This window comes from Ruegeria sp. BC5 (assembly GCF_056539205.1).
In genome coordinates, this window is sequence record NZ_JBQFUN010000004.1 from 170,353 (window position 1) to 193,997 (window position 23,645).

The 23,645-nt window shown below is 57.6% G+C and carries 28 protein-coding genes and 3 tRNA genes; 8 read left to right on the top strand and 23 right to left on the bottom strand.

Annotated features, from left to right (window positions below; genetic code table 11):
* Positions 1-28: 28 nt before the first annotated feature.
* Positions 29-1,660, bottom strand: a complete 1,632-nt coding sequence (locus ACR0LY_RS12350; RefSeq protein WP_170350232.1) for a bifunctional aspartate transaminase/aspartate 4-decarboxylase — start codon at positions 1,658-1,660, stop codon at positions 29-31.
* 115 nt (positions 1,661-1,775) lie between these two features.
* On the bottom strand, positions 1,776-2,282 hold the full coding sequence (locus tag ACR0LY_RS12355) for a hypothetical protein (RefSeq protein ID WP_170350231.1): 507 nt from the start codon (positions 2,280-2,282) through the stop codon (positions 1,776-1,778).
* A 548-nt stretch (positions 2,283-2,830) separates the two neighbouring features.
* On the opposite strand from ACR0LY_RS12355, the gene ACR0LY_RS12360 reads away from it, so the two are divergent.
* The 6 genes from ACR0LY_RS12360 (at position 2,831) to ACR0LY_RS12385 (ending at position 8,005) form a co-directional block, all read left to right on the top strand.
* Positions 2,831-3,736, top strand: a complete 906-nt coding sequence (locus tag ACR0LY_RS12360; protein WP_170350230.1) for a LysR substrate-binding domain-containing protein — start codon at positions 2,831-2,833, stop codon at positions 3,734-3,736.
* Positions 3,737-3,835: 99 nt separating this feature from the next.
* The gene (locus ACR0LY_RS12365; RefSeq protein ID WP_170350229.1) at positions 3,836-4,990 is read left to right on the top strand and encodes an aromatic ring-hydroxylating oxygenase subunit alpha; all 1,155 of its coding nucleotides are present in this window, start codon (positions 3,836-3,838) and stop codon (positions 4,988-4,990) included.
* Between the two features lie 33 nt (positions 4,991-5,023).
* A complete protein-coding gene (locus ACR0LY_RS12370; RefSeq protein WP_170350228.1) occupies positions 5,024-5,263 on the top strand; it encodes a hypothetical protein in 240 nt (79 codons plus the stop codon).
* A 133-nt stretch (positions 5,264-5,396) separates the two neighbouring features.
* Positions 5,397-6,869, top strand: a complete 1,473-nt coding sequence (locus ACR0LY_RS12375; RefSeq protein ID WP_170350227.1) for a flavin-containing monooxygenase — start codon at positions 5,397-5,399, stop codon at positions 6,867-6,869.
* A 1-nt stretch (position 6,870) separates the two neighbouring features.
* Positions 6,871-7,845 (top strand): alpha/beta fold hydrolase, encoded by a 975-nt coding sequence (locus ACR0LY_RS12380; RefSeq protein ID WP_170350226.1) that lies wholly within the window; start codon positions 6,871-6,873, stop codon positions 7,843-7,845.
* 83 nt (positions 7,846-7,928) lie between these two features.
* Positions 7,929-8,005: transfer RNA gene (locus ACR0LY_RS12385), tRNA-Met, on the top strand.
* A 112-nt stretch (positions 8,006-8,117) separates the two neighbouring features.
* On the opposite strand, the gene ACR0LY_RS12390 is transcribed toward ACR0LY_RS12385, so the two are convergent.
* The 8 genes from ACR0LY_RS12390 to ACR0LY_RS12425 form a co-directional block, all read right to left on the bottom strand.
* Positions 8,118-8,438, bottom strand: a complete 321-nt coding sequence (locus ACR0LY_RS12390) for a hypothetical protein (protein ID WP_174820508.1) — start codon at positions 8,436-8,438, stop codon at positions 8,118-8,120.
* Between the two features lie 86 nt (positions 8,439-8,524).
* On the bottom strand, positions 8,525-9,031 hold the full coding sequence (locus ACR0LY_RS12395) for a hypothetical protein (protein ID WP_480640961.1): 507 nt from the start codon (positions 9,029-9,031) through the stop codon (positions 8,525-8,527).
* A 175-nt stretch (positions 9,032-9,206) separates the two neighbouring features.
* Positions 9,207-9,281, bottom strand: a tRNA-Phe gene (locus tag ACR0LY_RS12400).
* A 79-nt stretch (positions 9,282-9,360) separates the two neighbouring features.
* Positions 9,361-9,543 (bottom strand): DNA gyrase inhibitor YacG, encoded by a 183-nt coding sequence (locus ACR0LY_RS12405; RefSeq protein WP_170350225.1) that lies wholly within the window; start codon positions 9,541-9,543, stop codon positions 9,361-9,363.
* A complete protein-coding gene (locus ACR0LY_RS12410) occupies positions 9,540-10,562 on the bottom strand; it encodes a ribonuclease E/G (protein ID WP_170350224.1) in 1,023 nt (340 codons plus the stop codon). Before ACR0LY_RS12410 ends, ACR0LY_RS12405 begins: the two co-directional genes overlap by 4 nt.
* Positions 10,559-11,137: a Maf family protein gene (locus ACR0LY_RS12415; RefSeq protein ID WP_170350223.1), complete on the bottom strand. Its 579-nt coding sequence runs from the start codon at positions 11,135-11,137 to the stop codon at positions 10,559-10,561. Before ACR0LY_RS12415 ends, ACR0LY_RS12410 begins: the two co-directional genes overlap by 4 nt.
* Before the next feature lie 11 nt (positions 11,138-11,148).
* Complete coding sequence (gene infA / locus ACR0LY_RS12420) at positions 11,149-11,367, bottom strand: translation initiation factor IF-1 (protein ID WP_005978431.1); 219 nt, start codon at positions 11,365-11,367, stop codon at positions 11,149-11,151.
* A 91-nt stretch (positions 11,368-11,458) separates the two neighbouring features.
* Positions 11,459-12,334, bottom strand: a complete 876-nt coding sequence (locus ACR0LY_RS12425) for a carbon-nitrogen hydrolase family protein (protein WP_170350222.1) — start codon at positions 12,332-12,334, stop codon at positions 11,459-11,461.
* Between the two features lie 306 nt (positions 12,335-12,640).
* Between ACR0LY_RS12425 and ACR0LY_RS12430 the strand changes: the two genes are divergently transcribed.
* A complete protein-coding gene (locus ACR0LY_RS12430; protein WP_170350221.1) occupies positions 12,641-12,961 on the top strand; it encodes a hypothetical protein in 321 nt (106 codons plus the stop codon).
* A gap of 93 nt (positions 12,962-13,054) precedes the next feature.
* Here the strand turns inward: ACR0LY_RS12430 and ACR0LY_RS12435 are convergent, their stop codons facing one another.
* The 9 genes from ACR0LY_RS12435 to ACR0LY_RS12475 all read right to left on the bottom strand — a co-directional run bounded on the left by ACR0LY_RS12435 (position 13,055) and on the right by ACR0LY_RS12475 (position 18,851).
* Positions 13,055-13,648 (bottom strand): GNAT family N-acetyltransferase, encoded by a 594-nt coding sequence (locus ACR0LY_RS12435; RefSeq protein WP_170350220.1) that lies wholly within the window; start codon positions 13,646-13,648, stop codon positions 13,055-13,057.
* A complete protein-coding gene (locus tag ACR0LY_RS12440; RefSeq protein WP_170350219.1) occupies positions 13,641-14,039 on the bottom strand; it encodes a ketosteroid isomerase-related protein in 399 nt (132 codons plus the stop codon). The genes ACR0LY_RS12435 and ACR0LY_RS12440 overlap by 8 nt, the downstream gene beginning before the upstream one ends.
* A gap of 2 nt (positions 14,040-14,041) precedes the next feature.
* Entirely contained in the window at positions 14,042-14,494 is a 453-nt protein-coding gene (locus ACR0LY_RS12445) for an arsenate-mycothiol transferase ArsC (protein WP_170350218.1), read from the bottom strand.
* A gap of 3 nt (positions 14,495-14,497) precedes the next feature.
* Positions 14,498-14,977, bottom strand: coding sequence for a UPF0262 family protein (locus ACR0LY_RS12450; RefSeq protein WP_170350217.1), 480 nt, complete (start codon positions 14,975-14,977; stop codon positions 14,498-14,500).
* A gap of 92 nt (positions 14,978-15,069) precedes the next feature.
* Positions 15,070-16,368 (bottom strand): histidinol dehydrogenase, encoded by a 1,299-nt coding sequence (hisD, locus tag ACR0LY_RS12455; protein ID WP_170350216.1) that lies wholly within the window; start codon positions 16,366-16,368, stop codon positions 15,070-15,072.
* A gap of 60 nt (positions 16,369-16,428) precedes the next feature.
* Entirely contained in the window at positions 16,429-16,947 is a 519-nt protein-coding gene (locus ACR0LY_RS12460) for a GNAT family N-acetyltransferase (protein WP_170350215.1), read from the bottom strand.
* The gene (locus ACR0LY_RS12465) at positions 16,948-17,424 is read right to left on the bottom strand and encodes a DUF2948 family protein (protein WP_170350214.1); all 477 of its coding nucleotides are present in this window, start codon (positions 17,422-17,424) and stop codon (positions 16,948-16,950) included.
* On the bottom strand, positions 17,421-18,689 hold the full coding sequence (gene murA, locus ACR0LY_RS12470; protein WP_170350213.1) for a UDP-N-acetylglucosamine 1-carboxyvinyltransferase: 1,269 nt from the start codon (positions 18,687-18,689) through the stop codon (positions 17,421-17,423). Before murA ends, ACR0LY_RS12465 begins: the two co-directional genes overlap by 4 nt.
* A gap of 6 nt (positions 18,690-18,695) precedes the next feature.
* Positions 18,696-18,851, bottom strand: a complete 156-nt coding sequence (locus ACR0LY_RS12475) for a hypothetical protein (RefSeq protein ID WP_170350212.1) — start codon at positions 18,849-18,851, stop codon at positions 18,696-18,698.
* 83 nt (positions 18,852-18,934) lie between these two features.
* Between ACR0LY_RS12475 and ACR0LY_RS12480 the strand changes: the two genes are divergently transcribed.
* Positions 18,935-19,009: transfer RNA gene (locus ACR0LY_RS12480), tRNA-Thr, on the top strand.
* 543 nt (positions 19,010-19,552) lie between these two features.
* Here the strand turns inward: ACR0LY_RS12480 and ACR0LY_RS12485 are convergent.
* From ACR0LY_RS12485 to ACR0LY_RS12500, 4 genes are read right to left on the bottom strand one after another with little or no spacing between them, the layout of a single operon-like run.
* The gene (locus ACR0LY_RS12485; protein ID WP_170350211.1) at positions 19,553-20,464 is read right to left on the bottom strand and encodes a glycosyltransferase family 4 protein; all 912 of its coding nucleotides are present in this window, start codon (positions 20,462-20,464) and stop codon (positions 19,553-19,555) included.
* Between the two features lie 13 nt (positions 20,465-20,477).
* Positions 20,478-21,464, bottom strand: coding sequence for a glycosyltransferase family 2 protein (locus ACR0LY_RS12490; RefSeq protein WP_170350210.1), 987 nt, complete (start codon positions 21,462-21,464; stop codon positions 20,478-20,480).
* 20 nt (positions 21,465-21,484) lie between these two features.
* Positions 21,485-22,399, bottom strand: a complete 915-nt coding sequence (locus ACR0LY_RS12495; protein WP_170350209.1) for a glycosyltransferase family 2 protein — start codon at positions 22,397-22,399, stop codon at positions 21,485-21,487.
* On the bottom strand, positions 22,396-23,634 hold the full coding sequence (locus tag ACR0LY_RS12500) for an oligosaccharide flippase family protein (protein ID WP_170350208.1): 1,239 nt from the start codon (positions 23,632-23,634) through the stop codon (positions 22,396-22,398). The genes ACR0LY_RS12495 and ACR0LY_RS12500 overlap by 4 nt, the downstream gene beginning before the upstream one ends.
* Between the last annotated feature and the right edge of the window lie 11 nt (positions 23,635-23,645).

Sequence of the window (23,645 nt, forward strand, 5' to 3'; positions counted from 1 at the left end):
ATAAGCTCCCCTTCCCTGCAGCTCTGCCTCAGCCGTGTAGCGGCAATCCTTTCGAGGCCCGATAGGCCTGTACATAGCCCACAGCCACCGCCCGCACGGCACGCCCAATCTGGCGATAGGCGCTATCGTCCAGATTGGCGAAAGAAACACGTGCCGACCAGTTCGGTGCATCAAAGCCCGATCCGTTCAACAGAACGATCCCGTGGTCCTGCGCCAGCTTGAACGAGATATCCAGCGGGTGGACGTTTTCCTTGATCCACACCACCACCTCTTCGCCAACATATTTTCGCAGCCAGAATTCGAAATCAATGATGCCGTAATATTTGTCGAACAATGGGTTGTCGGGCACGTCGATACCCATCCCCTCGACCAGTTCATCGAAACGGTGTTTCAGGATACCCCAGCAAAACTTCTGATATCCCTTATCTTCGTCCATCAATTCGACCAGCGAAAACAGCGTCATCATCACCTGCTGCGGCAGGGACAGGCCTGCCGTGTGGTTCAGTGCAACATCGCGGCTGTCGGCGACGATCCGGTCGATGAACTTGAACGACGACGGATCGGGGGTCAGCGTCTCGTATCGCGCATTGACGACGGTCTTGGTTTCCTCCGGAGCCTCGGCAATCATCTTGTCGAAGATGTTGTTTTCGGCCACCAGAATGGCCCCCAGACGCCACCCCGTGCAGCCAAAATATTTAGAGTAAGAATAAACCCCGATGGTGTTCTCGGGCAGATGACCCATAACGGACTGAAAGTTTGGAACGAAGGTGCCATAGACGTCATCAGTCAGGATGATCAGGTCAGGCCGCCGGGTTTTGACGAATTCGACCAGTCGGGCCATGACCTCGAGGCTGATGGCGACCGAGGACGGGTTGCCCGGGTTGACCAGGAACAACGCTTTTACTTTTGGGTCGGACAATTGCTCAAGATCGTCATCGGTCAGCTGGAAATGGTCCTCTTCTTTCGAGGACACGTCCACCACATTCAGCCCGTAATCTTCAAGCACCGGCATTTCCAGATAGGGCGTGAAAATTGGCGTGCCCAGCGCAATGGTATCGCCCGCATTCAGCAACCGTTGGTTTTTGAGCGCCTTGAAAATATAGCACATCGCGGCAGTGCCGCCTTCGACCGCGTAAATGTCAAACTTGGCATCGGGCCGGTGCCCCGCGCACATCGCCCACATCACGTATTCATGGACGATGGCTTCGTTATGCGCCATGCACCGATCCGGCATTGGATAATGATCACCGACGATGCCATCGGTCAGTTCCAGCACGAAATCGTCTGGGGTAAAACCGAATTTCTTAATCGCGAAATCCACCACAGCAGCCAGAGTATCTGCGCCCGGAGGGCCGTTCTTCGCGATCGAGTCCGCGCAATAGGCGTTGAGCCGATCATAGCAACCCGGCCCCTGCGGCATCCCTGCCAGACCGACCAGCGCTTCGTTGCGATGGCGCTGTGCTTCGGTCATGGCGAACTGACCCAGCAGGAAAAACGCCTCGCGCGCTTTGGAGGCGATCCAGTTTGGATTGCCACGCCCTGCGTTCAGATAAGGCAGCGCCATCTGGCGTGACTCTTTCTGCGCCAGCTTGATCAGTTCATCTTTGATTTGAAAAGGACTTAGGTTTTCGAACTTATGCAGGTCCAGTGTTTCTGACATGGCATCAAACCCTTGCGTTAAAACAATCGGAAAAATTCTATCGGATCGTACGCAAGGATTCGCATGTGTGTAAACTGTGTAGTCAGTCGCTGACGTTGGGGTAACTGCGCAGCGGTCAGTTGATCCGGGTCGACGCCGCCAGCGCACCGGCCAGCGCATTCTGAATCTCGCCAGGGAATTCCCGCCCCTTTTTATGCAGCCCTGCGGCAACCCATCCGACAGTATGCCCCCGACTGCCAATGTCATTCGCCCGAACTATCGTCGGCGACGTATGCTCGACGCTGACCAAAGCCATCGACCGCTCAATCTCACTATCGGTCAGCACCATTTTGACGGCACTGAAAATATCCATCGAAACCTGCAAGGTCTGATGCTCAAGCCGATGCGCAGCACCCGTCAGCATACGGGTGCAAAAGGCTGACAGGAAATACCAGCGAAAAATGGAAAATACACGGTCCTGCAACTCACCATGTACTGCGGCGCCATCTTTGGCTGCGCAGGCGACCTGTTCAAACGCGGCCTCGGCGGCTTTGGATGCCCGGAATATCTCGCGCTCGCGCTTTGCGATCGAGATGACACGCGGTGCAATCTCTGTTGCGGCTTCGTGGGATTCCAAATTCATAGATGTCCTCCAGCATTAAAGTCTAATGAGGACATGGAAATTCTAAAGGAAATCCGAATGCGATTTAACGCCATTTTTTGCAGAAAACATCCCTTTGTTGGCGAAATAAAAAAGTCACGACCAGCTATTTAACACAAACATAACTGGCGGAAAGGATGTAATTACCAGCAGGTATGTTGAAAACATGCACATTAAGATTGGGGCAATTTGCGCGGTTTCGACCGAAAGATACATAGAACTGACACGATCTTGTAATAGTTATGCCCATTTCCGCATCTATGAATACCTAATCCTGCTGATCAGTTTACGAGTTTGAATTTAACGAGGGGGTACGAGCGGGACCAGGGGGTGAGCGCCTGACCAACCGGACTCGCCTATGGGCAGAGCAGCTCCCCCCGCCGCTTACGGCCACATTTCACCGCGCCTATCCAGCAAATTGACCGACACACAATATTGCTACGCACGTGGTTCTGGCCTTCATCGATAAAAAGCCCAATACTCGGATGAAGAGAGCTCATCTGAAATCAGGCAATACTTCCCAAATCATCATGTCCAGACGCCACTATAACCTGCCGCCCCTGACCACCTTGTCCGCCTTCGAGGCCGCCGCGCGGCATCTGAGCTTTAAGAACGCAGCCGAGGAACTGTCGGTCACGCCGGGCGCGGTCAGCCACCAGATCAAGGCGTTGGAGGGCGATCTGGAAACCACGCTGTTCCAGCGCAAGCATCGCGGCGTCGATCTGACCGAAGACGGCAACGCGCTTTACGAGGCGCTGTCGTCGTCATTCGGGCGTATCTCGAAAGTTCTGGCAACGATCCGTGACCGCAAATCTGGCGGCAAGGTCACGGTTGGATCGACCACGGCAGTGGCGGCGTTGTGGTTGTCGCCCGCCGTGATCCGATTTTGGCGCGAAATGCCGGACGTCAACGTGGACCAGCTGTCGCAGGATCGCCCTTTTCGGGACCGACCGGATGTGGACTTCTTTATTCGCTACGGGCGCGACCCCGACCCGAACTTGACGCATACCCCCCTGTTCCGCGATCACCTGATCCCCGTCGCCAGCCCCGAGGTCGCGGACCGATTGGCTGGTGCTGACCTCGACGCGCTGGCAGCCGAACGCTTGATCCACATGGCCTCGGAAGACCGCACTTGGACCACCTGGCCGGAATGGTTCAAACAACTGGGATATGTGGGCACGATCCAGATTGACTCCAGAGTGAACAGCTATTCGGTTGCCCTGCAACTGGCGCGCAAGGGGGCTGGGCTGACGCTGGGTTGGCAACGGCTGATCCAGCCGATGCTGCAATCGGGAAAGCTGGTCGCCATTGGCCCGCACTATCTGACTGCGCCCAACCAATTCTACATTGTTGGCCGCCCGGACGAAGACCTCTCGGACAGCGCCCGCGCCTTAAAATCATGGATCATTCAAGAGGTTCAGGACGGTTCAGTTTAGATCAGATCACCCAGTGGTGAGGTTTTCTGATATTGAGAAAGGGTCACACCATCCGCCAATACGGAAAAGAACGCATCTAGCAACCCACAGGAGAGCCCGATGAACAAGCACAGCGCGCTGTCATCCGTTCTGAACGATGTGACCATCGCAAATGGCCTGCCGAATGAACACTATATCGACCCGGTTGTTTTTGCCGAAGAAAAGCGTTCGGTCCTCTTTGCCAATTGGTCCGGGATCGGGTTTGGTCTGGATGTCCCCGAGGTAGGCGATGCAAAACCCGTCGACTTTCTGGGTATGCCACTACTGATCGTCCGTGATCGCGACGGAGAGATCGGGGTTTTCCAGAACACCTGCCGCCACCGCGGCATGATCCTTGTGGATACGCCCCGCAAGATCGAAGGCGCGATCCGCTGCCCCTATCACAGCTGGTGCTACAGCCTGAAAGGTGAGCTGCGCGCTACCCCGCATGTGGGCGGCCCCGGTCAGAACAAGCACGAAAACGTCGATCACAAGGATCTAGGGCTGGTGCGTGTCCGGTCGTATGTCTGGCGCGATGTGATCTTTGTGAACGTAGACGGCAACGCACCTGAGTTTCAGGATGCCCATGGTGCCCTGCTGGATCGGTGGAAGGAATTCGAACAACCCCTGCATGACGGCGGCGAGATGGCCTCGTTCAAGCTGGAGGTCAAAACCAATTGGAAACTGGCGGTCGAGAACTATTGCGAAAGCTATCACCTGCCTTGGGTGCATCCCGGCCTGAACAGCTATTCCCGGTTGGAAGATCACTATAACATCGAAGTCCGCGGGCATTACTCCGGTCAGGGCACGCTGGTCTACCGGCAGCTAAAGGATCAGGACGGCACCACCTTTCCCGATTTTGAAGACCTTAGTGACAAGTGGGATGAAGGCGCGGAATACGTAGCCTTATACCCGAACGTCCTGTTGGGGGTGCAGCGCGACCATGCCTTTGCAATCTTGCTTGAGCCGGTCGACCACGAAAACACCGTCGAACATATCCGGCTGTACTATGCCAAAAGCGTTGAGGACACGCCGCATCTGGACGGGCTTCGCACCACAAACGCACAACAGTGGCGGGCCATTTTCGAAGAAGATGTCTTTGTTGTCGAAGGTATGCAAAAGGGTCGCCACGGGGTGCTGTTCGATGGCGGACGGTTTTCACCCGCAATGGACGGGCCGACCCATAACTTCCATCACTGGGTCGCAACGCAGATCGAAAACGGACGGGCGGAATAACCTCTCGGCCGGCCCCTTTTGGCAGGAGGTCCAATGGAAAAAGACGAATTGGATCGCCTGCTGTTAAAGGCCCATGAGCAGAACGATCATGCTGCCCTGACCCACTATTACACAATGGCTGCGGATGAGCGCGAGGCGGCACAGGACATTGATGCCGCTTGTTTTTACCTAACCCACGCCTTTGTCTTCGCGCTAGAATCCGGTGCGCCCGAGGCCGAGACACTTAATGCACGCCTTGTCGCGCATGGTCGGGCACATCGTCTCGAATTTTAAGATTGGTGTCACGTCAGGGCGAATCGCGCCAGGCTATCCAAACTCTATGTGACCCCACGGGAAGCTGTTCAGACGTCTTAGGTCCCCTATAGTCAAATGAAACCGTCACGGTTGCTTTGGGAGGGGCAGGTGCATGGCGCACAGCGCGGAAATGCTGATCATTGGTGCCGGGTTCTCGGGGCTGACCATGGCAATCGAGGCACGCAAACGTGGAAACAGCGATATCGCCATCCTTGAAAAAGCGGGCGATATCGGCGGTACATGGCGCGAAAACACCTATCCCGGCGTGGCATGCGATATTCCCTCGCATCTGTATTCGATGGCCACGCACCTGAACCCGGACTGGAGCCGCGCCTATGCCGGTGGGGCCGAGATTCAGGCGTATCTGCAAAAGATCTGCCGGGATGAGGGCCTTTACGACCTGTGCCATTTCCACCAGCAACTGAAATCCGCGCACTGGGACGGCGACCAATGGCAGGTGGAAACCGAGGGCGGGCAGCACTGGACGGCGCGCTTTTTAGTCTCGGCCATTGGGGCACTGCATCTACCGGATGTGCCCGACATACCCGGTGCCGACGGCTTTCCCGGCCCCAAGTTCCATTCTGCCGAATGGGATCACGACGTTGAACTTGTGGGTAAACGCATCGCTGTGGTCGGCACCGGTGCCTCAGCCGTTCAGTTTGTGCCTGAAATTGCGAAAACGGCAGCCCAAATCACCATCTTCCAACGGACCGCGCCCTACGTCCTGCCCCGCCCCGACGGGCCAATTGCACCGTGGGTTCGCCGACTCTATAGGCGCATCCCCATCCTGCCCCGGATACGCCGCAAACTGATCTACTGGATTTTTGAGTATCGCCACCTTGTGTTTCGGGGCGAAGAGCGGATGGTCAACTTTGCCATGAAGATGTGGCGAAACGGGCTGGAGAAAGCGATAACTGACCCCGAACAACGCGAACGCCTGACCCCTGGCTACAGGATTGGATGCAAACGTATCCTCAGTTCGAATGACTGGTACACGGCCCTTGCGCGGGACAACGTGACAGTAATCCCGCACGGGGTGGCGACAATCGAGGGAGATCAGATCATCGCCGCGGATGGCTGCCGGACCCAGGTCGATGTATTGATCTGGGGCACAGGCTTTCATGTGACGGACGTGGTCGAGCGTCTGGACATCACCGGAACCGATGACCTGACCCTGCGCCAAGCGTGGACCGATGGGATGCAGGCCAATCTGGGCACTGCCATCGCAGGTTTTCCGAACTTCTTTATTCTGTTGGGGCCACATACCGGATTGGGCCATAACTCGGTCGTGCTGATGATCGAAGCACAGGTCCGCCATATAGGCCGGGTGCTGGATCAGATGCAACGCAACGGCTTACAGGCCATCACACCTGACGCCGCGAAACAAGAAGCCTTTACGCAGGAAATGCAGGACCGCCACTCAGACAGCGTCTGGCAAGCGGGCGGCTGCACCTCGTGGTATCAGGATGCCCAAGGCCGCAACACGACGCTTTGGCCCGGCACTGTATCCGAGTATGAAAAGCGCATGGCCCGATCCGGGCTGGAACAATATCACCCTGCCCCTCCCCCAGCCGGAGATCGTTGACATGACCACTCTTCTAACCATCGCCCTGCTGATCGTCGCATTTTTTGTCGGCATGAAACTGTGGACCCGCAAACTGACTCGCCAAGGCCAAATCCGAGTTCCGCAGCTTGGGGTCATCGCGCCCGTGAACGGCGGCAGCATCCATTATGTGGAAAAGGGCGATCCGTCGAAGCAGACCCTTGTCATGATCCACGGGCTGGCTGGGCAGTTGCAGCATTTCACCTATGCCTTGGTCGACATGCTGGCCGATGACTATCACGTCATCGCAGTGGACCGGCCCGGCTGTGGCTATTCGACCCGCGACAGTGCCGATCTGGGCCGTCTGCCCGAGCAGGCGCGCATGATACAAGAGTTTCTGGACAGCAAGGACGTCACCGACGCTGTCCTTGTGGGCCATTCCTTGGGCGGTGCGGTGTCGTTGGCCATGGCGCTGGACCGCCCAGAAAAGATCAAGGCCCTGGCTCTGCTGGCCCCTCTGACGCAAGTTTTGCCGTCGACACCCCAGGTTTTCAAACCACTGGAAATCCGCACGGAATGGCTACGCAGCCTGATCGGCAACACAATCGCTGTACCCGTGGCCGCCAAAACTGCACCACACACTCTGGACGTCGTTTTCGCCCCCGACCCTGCGCCTGCGGACTTTCTGGATCGTGCTGGCGGTGCGCTTGGACTGCGCCCGTCGGCCTTCATCACCGGATCGCAGGACGTCGTGGGGATTGATGACAGCATGGCGGCGCAGGTCGCCCGCTATGAGGAGTTAGCCGTACCCGGCGGCATTCTATACGGCACACAGGACGCTATACTTGCAGCCCACGCGCACGGCGATCCAATGATCCAGTTCGGCCTGTCAAACGAGTGGATCGACGGGGCAGGTCATATGATCCTGATCACGGCACCGGACACATGCGCCGCATTCATCCGCCAGATCGCAGAAACCAAGTATTTCGAAACCAAGGCGGCGCCCGAGACGGTTTGAACGGCGTAGAAAAGAATCCGGCTTTGACCGTGTTTTACCTCTTGACCCGCCACAGCCCCTCGCTTAAATCGCCTCTCACTCATGGCGGAGTAGCTCAGTTGGTTAGAGCAGCGGAATCATAATCCGCGTGTCGGGGGTTCAAGTCCCTCCTCCGCTACCAAAATCCCCTTGATAATAAAGACATTACGTCCTGTGGCCAAAATCCTCCCTGCAGGTTATCCACCGGGACTGCAATGGGACAGCAATCCGGCGGAAGGGATTCTAACGCGGACCTAACTGATTGTTCTGTCTATAAGATCGAATCCTCGGTCAGTCGGCATGCAGAACAAGCATTGGCCACCGCTGGCGTCAGCCCATGCGTCGCTAATCTGGCGCCTGGCTTCTTCCGAGTCGAAAAGATGCGCGCCCTTGTATTCGACAACCAAGATTCGCCCATCGTCGAGCATCGCTACAAAATCCGGATAGAACTTTCCGTGTGGTAGCTGGAGCCAGAAAGAGGTTTTCTTGTTCTCGATATTCCGAATCCAGTACTTCACCGTATCCAACCGGTCCAGATAGACGGCGCACTCGAACTCCTCGCCTTCGGCTTTCAAGTCGCCAATCAATGGGGTGTAATGCTTGTTGAACTTGGTGGCCCTGGCCTAGGGCTGGTTGAAGGCGTAACTCTGCTCATCGAAGATCATGGACAGTTCTGCGCTGGTGGCAACTGATCAGCGTGAGCGGCAAACAGGGCAGAGTAGTTGTCGGTTTCTCGATTGGATCGAAGATCGGAAATGAAACCTGCCACTACATTGCGCAGATCGTATTTGTTCCGTGCCAAGGTGTCCAAGTCATGGCCGCTGGCCAGCAGCTTGTTCAGGGCGCTCCTGAAAAACACCACCGCGCTCGGCTTGGTAATGTCAGGATGCTTTATACCCGTGTCGATCCAGTTGGCCAGTCTGAGCAAAGTCCATGCTGGCTCTTGGATGACAGCGGCAAGCTCACCTTGGACGCGCCGTGCAAAGTCGATCTCCACCTTGCCACTCTCGGATATGTCGATCTGACCAGCCTGGCTTTCCTCAACGATCTTGAAACGGTTTGCGATATCCGAGGCGTCGCATTCATCAAGCCGCCAAGGTAGGTCAAGGAAATGCTCCTTGCTGAATAGCTGCAATTCGCCTTGCTTGCGGAAACCAAGCAACGGCACGATGAAGGGCGACTTCTCCTCTTCATCTGCCGCCGAGGTTTGGAAATTATTGGACTTCGCATAAGCAACGAAAGAGCAGCAATTACGCCGAATGTTGCTTCCCCGAGAAGAATCGAGGAATCAATAACTACACATCTATTTGATTTACCAAGAAATATTTTTCGTGAATTGAGAGTGGTGCCCGGGGGCGGAATCGAACCACCGACACGAGGATTTTCAATCCACTGCTCTACCCCTGAGCTACCCGGGCACGGGAACGATGTTCATCGTTGGGTGGAGGCCTTCTATGACTTGCCACAGGCAGTGTCCAGAGGCTTTTTCAGATTTTTTCAGTGTGGACGAGATTGCTCGGTTTGACCTTCGGATCCATCCGTGTCCAAGTCCTCTTCCCGCTGCGACGGAACCGCATATGAGCCGTTCAACCACTTGGCCAGATCGAGGTCAGCACAGCGTTTTGAACAGAAGGGGCGGAACTTGGTTACCGTGTCTTCACCACAGATCGGGCAACTCATTTCAACACCTCCGTCAGTGGAATACGGCCGCGTTTGCGTTGCAGTTCGTAATGGCCCAATGGTGTCCAACCCGCCAGGGTGGTTTCAATTCCATCTGCCTTGAATGCGGCGCGCAGGGCTGATTCAAAACCGCGCCGATCTTTCTTGGGCATTGGGGCAAGGTCCAAGGTGATTTGCCCGCCCAGACCCCGCACGCGCAACGCACGTGCCAACACCTTGGCGCAGGCGAAGTTCGCCTTGGTTCCGGCGGCCATTGAGGTGTCGGATCCGGTGTTTACATCCACTGCTACCAGGGCGCGCGTGGGCTGAATATACAAGTGCCCGCCGCCCGGAAGCGGCTCGGAAATACCGCGCACCTCGTCCAACGCATCTAACACGCCCTGTGTTTCAAAGCTTCCGTCCTGCGTCACCACTTCGGCCGGATCGGTCCAGTCGCGCCAGGCCAGAACGTGAGGGCCATCGCCCTCCAACAACAGCTCGGGTTCGGTTCCCGGATCATTCAAAACCTGATCGGCATGGGCCAGCATGGCGTTGATGTCCTCGGCGATCTCGCCCGCATCTTCACCCAGACAACAAGAGCGCAGAATCAGGCCATAAGTGCTGCCGTCCATGCAGTCATGCGCAATCTCAAGCAGACGGTCGCGCTCGTCCTCGTCACGGATTGAGCGTGAAATATTCAGACCTGGCGCTTCGGGTGTGACAATCGCATAGCGGCTTTTGAACAGGATGCGATCTGTGACCGGCAGCGCCTTGCCCGGCTCTGCATAGCCAGTGATCTGCACCAGCATCAGGGTGCTCGGGGCCAATCCCTTCACCTGCCGCAAGAAGGCCGGACCGTCGGGAGTTGTCAGGAACATGCCACCCTGCCCTTTGACGGGGCGGTCGGCACGGGCGCGATAGATCGTGCCCGGTGCGGGGGCACCCCCTGCGATCAGGAAATCATCCAGCTTGCCATCCACCATTAAGGCGGCAGCTTCGCGGTTGTCGATATGATCCAAAACGATGGTGCGGCCCTTCATGACACCTCACGATACAAGGGATAGCCGATACCCTGCAAAAGGGCGGCAGTTTCAGACAGGGGTAGCCCTACGATGCCGGTGAACGAACCTGAAATCCAGGGAATGAACGCCCCGGCCGGACCTTGAATGGCGTAAGCACCTGCTTTGCCCTGCCAATCTCCGGTGGCCAGATATGCGTTGATCTCAACGTCCGACAGGCGCTTGACCTTGACCTGCGAGACCACATCACGTTGCAACACCCGATCCCCACGCCGCACAGCGACCGAAGTGATCACGCGATGCCGCCGACCGGACAGCGCATGTAGGAATTCGGCCGCCTGCCCCGCATCTTCGGGCTTGCCCAGAATGCGACGGCCAAGCGCGACGGTCGTATCCGCACACAGGGTGACATCATCGCTATCCGCCTGAATAGCCTGCACTTTTGCCCGTGTAATACGATTACAGTAAGGCACTGGCAATTCGCCTTTCAAAGGCGTTTCGTCAATGTCGGGGGCGCGAATTGCATCGGGCTGCACGCCAAGCTGGGCCAGCAGGTCCAGCCGCCGTGGGCTGCCCGATCCTAAGATAAACGCCATTGCGGCAGGCGTTACTTGAAGCGGTAGTTGATCCGACCCTTGGTCAGATCATAGGGGGTCATCTCGACCTGAACCTTGTCGCCGGCCAGAACACGGATGCGGTTCTTACGCATCTTGCCTGCCGTATGTGCGATGATCTCATGGCCGTTTTCCAGCTCGACCCGAAACGTCGCATTAGGCAGGAGTTCCTTCACGACACCGGGAAATTCGAGCGTATCTTCCTTGGCCATGTTGTCTCCATCATTACGTTGCACCCGCAGAATCTACGGGGATGTGCGCTTAAATGAGCCCATTTTGGGCTTATTTCAAGGCCAGAATCACCTAAAGGCGCGATAATGTGACGGAATCGACTCGCGGCGACTGCTCCTCCCAATGAGTGCGGTTCAGAACATGCCCATCGGTGCGAACTTCGGCAATTGCTGAAAGGTCGATATCCGAATAGGTCCATCCCGGCTGGTTCAAAGCGCCTTCGGCCAACACACCAGTCGCAGGAAACCCCTTGTCGGGTGGGCCGAAAATGCCGCCGGTGCCGGTATTCTTGTCCACCGCCTCGGACCAGTCATTGTCCCCGACCAGAGACGACATCACCGTAACGCATTGATTTTCCAGCGCCCGTGACATCGCGCCGATCCGAACCCGCCAATAGCCTGCCAAAGCCTCGGTACATGAGGGGACCAGGATCAGATCGGCCTCGCTCAGCGCATGGCCCAACAGGGGAAATTCGCTGTCATAGCAGATCAACACGCCGATCTTGCCCAACGCGGTATCGAATAGTTTCAGCGGTCCGCCCGGCGCGATATCCCAGTCTTCGCGCTCAAAGCGGGTCATGATCTGTTTGTCTTGATGATCCTGCCCACCATCGGGCGCATAGAGTGCTGCACGGTTTACCGGTCGGCCCGGCCCATCCACAATCGGGGCCGACGCGCCCAGAATGTAGGTCTTGTATTCCTGCGCAAGACGCTGATGCAGGACCTGCGCCGCCTCTATCCGATCAGACACTGCCCGGATCGAACGCTCGAGATCGCCCGCGACGTCGACCCCATCCAATGTCGACAACTCCATCGCACCGTATTCAGGAAAGACCAGCAACTCAGCCCCCTGTCCGGCGGCGTCTGAGACCCAGCGGCCTAGCTTGTCCTCATACTGCGCCCAACTGTCGAGCCAATCGAGGTTATAGGCAGCGGTTGCGACTTTCATTTTTTGAAACCCAGTTCTTTTGGTCACGCGACAGTAGATTGCAAATGGATAGCCTGTACAGCTCAATTGAACCAAAAGTAAGCACGCCAGCCCGCAAATTACCCAGTACAGAGTCGGCTTGGACGACCCAATAAACCTGCATTACTGTCCAGATTTGCATTAACCAATTTCGGCAACGTTACCAAGCTGTCAAATCGGACGCTGTCGGCAAAATTGTAAAGCTCCTCACCGGCGCGTAATCTGGCGGTGTTAGACTGTGCAACACTCAACTGATGCTTAGGGTTTTTCATAACGGGAGAAATTGACATGCCTCATTACATTAATCACTTCACTTGCTCGGCGGCGGCATGGCCAAAAGACCGCGAGGGGGAGATCGCTGCGTGGACCGATATGGTCGGCGATGCCAGCGAACTTGTGGAAGGGGAAGGCCCAGTCAAATTCACAGGTTGGATAAGCAATACTGAGGGCTATGTTCTCCTTGAGGCGGACTCCAAAGCCGAAGTAATCGGAATCTGTGCGCAATTCTGGCCGCTTTTTCACAATGACATCATGGAAATTGTGCCAACTGCAGAAGCAGGACCAGCAATTTTGGCTGGCGTAAAGCGAGGGTGGGAAAAGAAGGCATAGCACTTCGTTCTGGCGACCATCAGTTTCCCCTGAAGATCGGAAAGGCCGGCCAATTTGCGGGATTGCTACATGCTAACGGGTCAGCACCGTCTGTTAGATATCCCGTATCCAGAGCTGCAGCGGCTTCAGCGTCTCGCCTTTTTCCCCGATATCCTTCCACGAAAACTGCGCGATTGCTCCGGGCAGCGGCTCATATCCCCGCGCCCGCCAGAAGGCGTCCAGCGGCCGGTAGTTTTCGGGCCGCATCGGGTGATCCGCCGGGCGCTGTACGCCGCAAAAGGCGCAATTGCTGAAACCTAGTGCGCGGGCATGCTCCTCACGCAGATCGAAAAACTTATGGCCAACGCCCTGACCGCGATAGTCGGACAGCAAAACGGATTCCGCGCAGTAGAAGATCTGCGACAGATCCAGACCGGTGCCCTCAAACGCCGCAGCGAAATCGTCGGCGTGGTCAGTCAGCGGTGCCCCCGTTGACGCGCCAATCAGGCGATCGCTGTCAAAGGCGCCGACGACAATTGCTTTGTCGCTGTCACGATAGGATTGCAGATATTTCCGCTCATATGCCAGATCACCATCATAAAGGTAGGGCCACGCCCGAAACACTTCGATCCGCAAGCGCGCCACACCGTCCAGAGCGGCCTCTAGCGCCGCACCGGTCAGGGGGCGGACGGCGGTGACCTCAGCCACCGGACACCTGCTTGGTCCAGTCTGCAAGATTGTAGAAGGTGGTGACGCGGGTGATCTTGCCATCCTTAAGGTCAAAGAACGACCCCGCTGGCAGGCGGTAGGTCTGACCGTGGGCCTCGGGCAGGCCCTCGTCAGTTTCCAGATAGGTGCCGTTCACGATGAATTCGGCCGCTGCACGTGTGCCGCCCTTGGCCTCGAAAACCACGATATCAGTCAGGTTCTCGCGATAGCAGCGGTTCATATGATCGCAAAAGGCCGTGAATTTCTCTTTCCCGACACGAATTTGACCTTCGTTCACGTGATGGGCCACATCCTCGGACAGGCAGGCCAACATGCCCTCTACATCGCCGGCGTTGAAGGCATCGAAATAGGTTTGGACGGTCTGGTTCATGGTCACTCCGTAGGTTCGCCCCAGCGATCTTTCAGATGCTTGATGATCTGATCGCGGGTCTGTCGGTAGTGATGTAGCTTTTGTTCGCGATTCTCGCCCAGTCCAGTAGGGTCCATTATTGGCCAATAATCGACATCCAGATGAAAAACCCGTGTCAATTCCAGCGCCTGACGCTGACTGGCGGGCGACAGAGCCACGACCAGGTCGAAGGAACTAAGATCGTCGCCCCATTCCTGCATCTCATCAAAGGACCGCGAGCGATGCCGGGACAGCTCGACGCCGATCTCGTGACAAACGGAAATGCAAAACCCGTCAATCTCAAGGTCGTTATGGACGCCAGCAGACTGTACATAGGTGCCGGTACCATAGAATTTCTTCATGATACCTTCGGCCATCGGAGACCGGACCGAGTTGTGGTCGCAACAAAATAGGACCGACTGCGGCAAAGGCTTCACGCGTCAGCCCCCAAAATGCAACACGCAAATCAGCGTGAACAGACGGCGGGCGGTGTCTGTGTCAATATCCGCCTTTCCTTCCAGCCGCTCCTGCAACACGCGGCTGCCTTCGTTGTGAATTCCGCGCCGGGCCATATCGATGGTTTCGATCTGGCTGGGTGGCAGGTTCTTGACCGCATTGAAATAGCTTTCGCAGATCTGAAAATAGTCTTTGACCACCTGCTTGAACGGGCCAAGCGAAAGGTGGAACTCGGCGGCTTTTTCCTCGGCCTCGGTGGCGATGTCAAAGACCAGACGTTTTTCACGGATCGACAGTTGCACGTGATACGGCCCGTCCGGCGCAGTGCGCCCATCCCGTTGAGGAAGGGTAAAACTGTTGTCTTCCAGCAGATCATAGATGGCGACCTTGCGCTCTTGCTCGATCTCGGGGGTCGGCGGCGGCAGGTTTCGATCATCCAGTTCGATATGTGAAATGCGGGTCATGTCGCGTGTGGTCCGTTCAGTTCAGCACAGACCTATAGCAATGGTTTTCATTGAGCAACGCACAGAAACGCCACGTGCCATAGGTCTTTGCATCAATTCAGCCCGTTGAGGCGGGCCGTCACCGACAGACCGTGCGCCTCAAGGCTTTCGGATTGCGCCAGTTGTTCCGCCGCAGGGCCAATAGCGCGCAGCGCGTCGGGCGTCATCTGGCTGAGCGTGGTACGTTTTAGAAAATCCATCACGCTGAGACCGGATGAGAACCTGGCCGAGCGCGCGGTGGGCAGCACGTGATTTGGGCCACCAACATAATCACCGATGGCCTCGGGCGTGTACTGGCCCAGGAAAATCGCACCCGCATGGATGGTTTTTTCACTCAGCCCGACCGGATCGGCGACGCACAGCTCCAGATGCTCGGGCGCAATGCGATTGGACAGGGCGGCGGCCTCATCCAAATCGCGCACGGTGATTATTGCCCCAAAGTCGCGCCAGCTGGCCCCTGCGATGGCGCGGCGTTGCAAGGTTTCAAGTCGCTTCTCAACCGCTTGCGCCACTGCCTGCCCAAAGTCGGCATCATCGGTGATCAGGATCGACTGGGCGCTTTCGTCATGTTCGGCCTGGCTAAGCAGATCCAACGCGATCCAATCGGGGTCATTGTCCTTGTCCGCGATCACGAGGATTTCAGATGGACCGGCAATCATGTCGATCCCGACCTTGCCGAACACTCGGCGCTTGGCCGCCGCGACAAAGGCATTGCCCGGGCCAGTGATCTTGTCCACTGGCGCGATGGATGCGGTGCCATAGGCCAGCGCTGCAATCGCCTGCGCGCCACCGATGCGATAGATTTCGTCGACTCCGGAAAGCCGCGCGGCCAACAGGACCAGTGGATTCACCTGCCCGTCTGGCGTTGGCACCGTAATAGCCAACCGCTGAACCCCCGCCACCTTGGCCGGAATTGCATTCATCAGAACTGACGAGGGGTACGAGGCCAACCCGCCCGGCACATAAAGCCCGGCTGCCGACACCGCCGACCAGCGCCAACCCAGTGTCGCCCCGGCTTCGTCGGTCCATTGATGATCCTCAGGCATCTGTTTTTCGTGATAGGCGCGGATGCGCTCGGCGGCCAGTTCCAGCGCAGCGCGGTCCGTATCCGAAACCTGCGCAACCGCAGTGTCGATTTCTTCTGCGGAAAAGGTCAAAGTAACGGGCGTCAGGTCAAGCCGATCGAACTTGGCGGTCAACTCTATCACAGCCGCGTCGCCCCGGCTGCGCACATCATCGATGATTTGCGCTACGGTGGCGTCTACGTCCGGGCTGTCCTCGCGCTTGGCCGACAACAGCGCTTGAAAGGCGGATTCGAACTCGGACGACGTGGTATCAAGGAAAACGGGCATGATCAGGCACTCCGGAGCGTTTGATGGGGACATATCGCCGGGATGAGTTGGCCTCAACCCTTAGTCCTTTGAGTGCAGCGATTTGCGCATCGCGAAACAGGACACGTCGCCACGCGCGCCACATTGCCCGGTGGCCTGCCAGCCGTGCCGCCGGTAAAAGTCCTGCGCGGTTTTTGTCGCCTCTAGTCTGGCATCGAATTGACCTGAGGCAATCAGGTCTTTCTCAAGCCGGTGCAGCAGGACGGTCCCGATGCCATGACCAGTGTGATCCGGGTCAATGTACAGCAGCGTGATTTCGTCGTCGCGCAAACCGCCCACGGCGGCAACCTGCCCTGCATGTTCGGCCAGCCATATGTGCGCACCCGCCACGATCCAACCCCGGATGGATGCAGGGTCCTTGTTTGCGGTCCAATGCGCGATGGCCTGTGGGTCGCCCCGATGATCCGCGACACAAAGCTGGGTGATCGATCGGATCAACACCCGACTCAGATCGAACACATCAAAAACGGTTGCGCGGCGCAGGGATACTCCAGCCGGAAATTGCGAGAATGCCTGTGAAATGCCGCGCTTGTTCTGCATCTATTCGGGGTGATGCGGCGCCTGACCCGAAGGGGCCTTGTACGGCCGCGTCACATCCTTGAGCGTGGCGTCCAGTGCTTCGACCTTCAGTCGGATGGCACCATCCCCTGCCAGCGTCAGCAAAACCTGACCCGCTCCGTCCTCGCCTGCCTCAAAATCAATCGACAGCAGGGACATCACCATCTCCTTATCCCTGCGGTCGATGCCCTGACTGGCCACCGACAGCACCGAATCGAACACCAGAACCGCCTGAACCCGCTCAAACGGACGATCACGGCGTGTCGCGGCATCCTTATCTTCCCACCGAAAACGGTTCAGCAGCAGGCCGAACCGGCGCTGCGAGGGCTGCCATGTTATCTCGGTTACAGGAAATACCGCATCCTGCGCCAGGGTCGAGATCACCTGCAGATCCTCTGCATCCTCGGCACCCAGATTCAGAGGGGCCTCGCGCCCGTCGTGGAAACTTGCGTCTGTCATTGGCCCTTGATCCGTTCTATTTTTGCACCCACGCCTTCCAGCTTGCGCACCACATGCTCATATCCGCGGTCCAGATGATAGACCCGGCTGACCGTGGTTTCGCCCTCAGCTGCCAGACCCGCCAGAATCAACGAGACTGAGGCCCGCAGATCCGTTGCCATCACCGGCGCACCTTTCAGCTGATCCACACCTGTAACAGTGGCCGTGCCGCCATGCACTTCGATATTCGCGCCCATGCGCACCAGTTCAGGGGCGTGCATAAAGCGATTCTCGAAGATGCGTTCTTCCAATACCGCGGTGCCTTCGGCCGTACACATCAACGCCATCATCTGCGCCTGCAGGTCGGTCGGAAACCCCGGAAAAGGCTCGGTCACCACATCCACCGAGGTCACGCGCCCGTTCTTGCGCGCCACTTTCAGACCCTTTTCGGTTTGCGTGACGCTGACACCCGCCGCGTCGAGCTTGGCAGCAAAGGAGTTAACCAGCGACATGCGACCGCCCAGCAACTCTACCTCACCACCGCAAATGGCCGGGGCCAGCATATAGGTGCCCAGCTCAATCCGATCGGTCACAACCTGGTGGGTTGCACCGTGCAAGCGATCAACGCCCTGAATCTCGATGGTCGAGGTCCCCTCGCCCGAGATTTGTGCGCCCATCTTGCGCAGGCACTCGACTAGATCGACGATCTCAGGCTCGCGCGCGGCGTTCTTCAGAACCGTGGTGCCTTTGGCCAATGTGGCCGCCATGACGATGTTTTCGGTCGCACCCACCGATGCAAAACGCATCTCGTGGACTGCGCCTTTCAACCCGCCGGATGCCTTGGCGTGCAGATAGCCGTCCTTCAGCTCGATCTCAGCGCCCAGCGCCTCAAGCCCCTCAACGTGCAGGTCCATGGGTCGCGCGCCAATCGCACAACCGCCAGGCAGCGAAACCACCGCCTGCCCCAACCGCGCCAGCATCGGACCCAACACCAAATTGGACGCACGCATCTTGCGCACGATTTCATAATCCGCAGTGTGGCTGGTCAGATCATGACTCGACATCGCGATCACCTGCCCGTCCTGCAGCGACGACACCTCAGCCCCCAAAGACTGCAGCAATTGTGTCATGGTCTTGATGTCGCTCAGCCGCGGCGCATTGGTCAGCGTCAGCGGTTCTTCGCTCAGCAAGGTTGCGGGCATCAGCGTCAAACACGCATTCTTGGCCCCCGCAATCGGTATCTGACCGTTCAGCGGCCCATTGCCCGTCACCAGAATCGAATCCATCTGCTCTTATCCCTCGTCCTTTTCGGCATCGTTATCCGAGCTTGCGCGCGCCTTGGCCTGCGCCTTGCGCCGCGCCATATTCGCCTTCAGCGCCGCCTTCAGCCGCTCTTCCCGAGCGTCCGCGGATTTGCCATGTTTTTTGGGTGTATTTCTATCTGCCATAATCTTTCTCTACAGGAGGTGAAAAAAACCGTCCAGAGACCCTTGCGCCCTGTTTCGTTTGCGTCTAATCACCCGCCCACAGCGCTGCTGTAGCTCAGAGGTAGAGCACTCCCTTGGTAAGGGAGAGGTCGAGAGTTCAATTCTCTCCAGCAGCACCATAAAATCAAAGACTTATAGAATTGTCGGCGTGCCCCCATAGGGGACAGGCGACCACATGGGGGCCATCGAACAGGATTCCTCATCCGATGGCTACGTTGCGCCGATTGGCTTGAGCATTCGATGATAGGCTGCACCTAACTGACGAACCCGCCCCCCGACCTACCCCCTCAGTCAGCCCTGCGTGTGCCATTGAGGCTCGCCGACTTTGCGGGGCATGATTTTCAAAGGACCGTCCTCTGTTAAGTAAAGCTCTTGGTGTTCTTTGAAGGCTGTCGAATTGGGGGCTCGGGACGAATGCCCGCTTCAGCCCGACAGGGGACGTTCACACAAGACGGAGCTACGTCCGAGGTGCGGACAGAGCCGCCATCCACTTAGCACAAGGCAATGACCGCTCTTAGTCCAAAGCGGACACCAAGATGTATTGCGCTAAGTACGCGCGTACAAAACGCAAAGCTGACCTTAGGCAATTTCTTTGAAATCACAATTGATTTTGCTGCGAATGACTCGGTAAAAAGGCAAAAGATCTAGTGTCAGATTTTAATTCAGCTGCTTTTCTCAATAGTGTCGGAAAGCAGAAAATTATTGATCGCAAGTCGCCAATCATAAGGGTCAAGGTTGCAGAATGAAACTCTTGTATCTCCTTCACGGTCACGTAACCCATCAACTTTACTGGCGATCACATTGCGCTTCGCGGCAAGCGCTTCGTCCAGCACAAGTCCATAAGCCTCCCAACGCGAGGGAATCGCAATGATATCGACGGCTTGATACGCTTCTGCCGGATCTTTGGCGTGACCCCGAAATTCGATGCGCGGGTCACCCTCTGCCAACGCCTCAAGGTATGACCGTTGACTGCCTTCGCCAAAGATCAACAAGCGCGCGCCCGGCGTTCGGGTTGACCGAAAGCCTTGGATCAGGATGTCGAAGCCTTTCTGCTGCTCGAGCCGCCCGATGGCGCCAATTGTGGTCTTTGATTTGGGAGGCATCGTCTTTCGTGACAACTGCTCAAGATCAACGGTCGGAGGAATGACGGCCAGTTTTTCTGAAACCGCTAGGCGTCGTTCTTGCATCCAGTCCGCCTGCGCATGGCTGACCGCCACCAACTGATCGAAGAAGGAATAGATCACCCGTAGCATCGCAAAAAACCGACGTTTGTGAGGGACATTCAGGGTGGTGAATGCCCGGGTGTAACTGTGTTCGACATGGACAAGTCGAGTATTAACATGCATTGCGCGAAGGGCCGAGAACGCGGGCAGGCTTCTCCAACTTGGTACGACGTGGGACACGATGACATCCGCATCCAGTTTGCCCCAAGAAAACGCGGTCCTTTTGACCTTCAACACCTTTTGCTCGATCGCGCCGGAAAGATCTGACTGCGCCAAAAGATGGTCGAGCATTCGCATCACGCCGCCCGCTGTCGTGTCGTCTACCAGGTGGAGGACCTTTTTCTGTTCCATGATGATGCCTCTCTCAAATCGATTGCAGTTTGGATTTCATTTGCCTCAGCCGGGTGATCGGGCCGGGTCCAAACGTTTTCAACACAAGTGCCGCGGCGAAGGTGCTGAACGACTTCACAGGTTCCTCAAGCACCGGGCGGAGGCTTTCCTGGACGCTTCGCGCAAACAACTCCCAAGCTGTGTCCCGGTCGAGGTTGGTGATGGCCCGCCGTGCCAGATAGCGTAGCTGATAGGCCCGCGCTGAGTGTTCGTGCTGGGCAAAGAACTCAGGGTTAATCGGGCGCAACTTCGCGACCAACCGCTCCCACGCCTCCAACTGCCGGTCCAAAGCCGCTGACAGCCCGCCTGCATTGATCCGGTAATAGGTTAATAGCCCCGGAACGCCTTCGATCTGCCAATCGGTCGTCAACATCAGCCGCATCCAGCATTCTATATCTTCGGACTGCCTGAACGTCTCATCGAAGACCCAATCCCGCTCGATCTCAAAACTCGGGCGGTAGGCCAGAGCCTCCAGTACCGACTTTCGAACAACGGCCGCCGATCCATTGCCGATTGGATTGCGGTTCAGAACATGGGCTGAGGTCACATCCTTCAGGCGGGGTGCTTGTTTGATCCCCATCATGAACCCCGCCTCGTCGATCAAGGCACTGCCGGAGAAACTAACTCCCACATCCGGTTCGGCCTTGAGATGGTGAATATGAGCCGCCAGCTTCTCGGGCATCCACAGATCGTCGGCGTCGCAAAAGCCGATGAACGTACCCCGCGCGGCAGCGATGCCAGTATTTCTGGCCCCCGCCAGCCCACGATTGGCCTGCCCGACAAGTCGTACGCGCGGGTCGCCTTGGTGCGCGCGGGCAATCTCAGAGGTCGCGTCCTGCGATCCATCGTCGACGATGATGATTTCGAAATCGTCATAGGTTTGCGCCTGCAGTGAGGCGAGCGTTTCGACCAAGGTTGCTTCGGCATTGTAGGCGGGTACGACGATGGATGCTGTGGGCATGGTGATCTCCTTCAGAACTCTTAAGAAAACAACGCGCGTTTGATCGCTTGCGGGAGGATCGGGGCCAGCGCGGCCCCTGCGGCGGTAGGCAGTCCTCGGCGCAGGGGCAGCAGGAAACTGCGCGCATGCAGGCTCAAGCCTTTGCGTGTGTAAGACAGGGCCTGACCCTGATGCCCCAACCGCAGCGCCCGGCGGGCAAGATAGCGCAAATAGACGGCCTCGGACGACCGCAACGGGAACACGCCAAAAGACGCAGCCGTTTTCACCGCATAAGCCCGCCCAGCGCGCATTGCGTTCAGGTCCGAGGACAAGCTCCCGGCTCTGGTGCGATACCAGACCTGGAACTGATTGACCCCTTTGACGGTAAACCCCTTGCCTACGAGGCGGATTAACAGCTCCAAATCTTCGTTATGCACCGTTCTCGTGTCCAACCCGCCAATGGCGTTGAAGACCTCGCGACGGATCGAAAGATTCGACATGGTGCAGACGGGATTCTCAGCCAACAGGTCCTGAATGTTCAGTGGTGCGCTAGGAACGGTCGAGCATGTCTGAGAATCTCCGAGCTGATCGGCGAAGAACCCGATCTGCCCAAAAACAGCATCCGTCGAAGAGGATTGAAAGGCTTCGTTAAGCTGCGCCAGCTTGTCCTTGTGCCACAGATCGTCTGCATCACAGAACGCCAGCATGTCTCCCTTGGCCAGTTCGGCCCCATAGTTGCGGGCGGCACTTGGGCCATCGAAGGGGCTGCTTGCGACCCGGATACGGGGGTCTTGGGCGATGTGATCTAGCACGATGGACAGGCACGCCTTCGAGGGACGGTCGCCGACGCAGATCGCCTCCCATTCCGTGAAGCTTTGCGCGCGAATGCTGGTCAGCGTTTCAGCAATTGTGTCCGCATCGGTGTGAAACGGCACGATGATGGTAAAGCGGGTCATTGGAAGCCGAACCTCTCTGTTGTCTTTTGATCCCGAGGCAGCAGCACCCAAGAGGCGATCAACATGAGGGCAGCACTGGTCATCAGGTATCCCATCGCCACCGGCATCAGCCCGAACGGGGCCATGATCGCGGTGTTGAGGATCAATGCGAATGCAAGGGCCGTGCTGACTCGTAGCTCGGTGATCGCGCGGTTCTCGGACCGCAGCCAGCCGGCCACGGCGGACCAGATGACGCTGGGCAATGCGGCAAGGCACAAGACCGAGACCACCGGTGAAATCTGCTGCCACTCAGCACCCAGCAGCAGCGGCACGTAGACCGGCGCAAGGGCGGCTTGCAGCAAAACCAGCGGGGACAGTACCAGGAGGGACGTACCGAGCCCATGACGCAACGCCTTGGTCTTGTCCGGGGCTGCGCAAAGATGTGGGAAAAGAACGACTGAAAAGGCCTGCGTGAACGATGTCGCCAAGCCGAGCCCAGCGTTGAAGGCCATGAAGTAGATGCCAAGGCTCTCGGCCCCCAGCATCGCGCCGACGACAAGCTTGTCGGCCTGCAAACGCAGAACTTTGACAACCTCAACCCCCAAAACGGCCCAGCCGAAGCCAACAAACGGGCGAAGGGCGGCAAACCCACGCTTCGGGTTTGATGCCCAGGGACGTAGACGGCGCATCAGAACCAGCCAAATCGGGGCGGCCAGCAATCGGGGCAGAACCAAAGCCAGCGGCGAGGCCCAGAGCAGCGCCAGTAGCGCGGCCATAACATTTGCGCCAACCACCTGCCCTCCGGCAACAGCGGCTGTCTTTTGTAGCTTGCCCTCACGCATCGCAAGCGCGGCCTGCACCAGGCCGGCGGGCATGAACAGGTACTCTCCGGCCAGAATAGCGAGCAGCAGCGCCAGGGTCTGGTGCCCTATCGCATAGAGGGCAATGGCGATAGTCACCTGCAGCAAAAACAGCGCCCCGCTCCAGACCCAGAAGATACGATGCGCGGTGTTGCAGCGCTGTTCCAACTCGGACTGCGGGGCTTGGATGATCCTCTGCCCCACGCCGTTCTCGGTTAGCGCCTTTAGGATATCCCCTGCCGCGAGGGCAGCGGCAGCCAGCCCTATTGCCTCGGGGCTGAGGGTGCGGGCCACAACCACGACCACCGCAAGACGTGAGGCTTTTGCCGCCACTTCGGACGCCGCATAGGCTAGCAGGTGCCGCAGGAAACTGGAATGTGCCAATCGCTGAGTCATGTCGCCAAGTG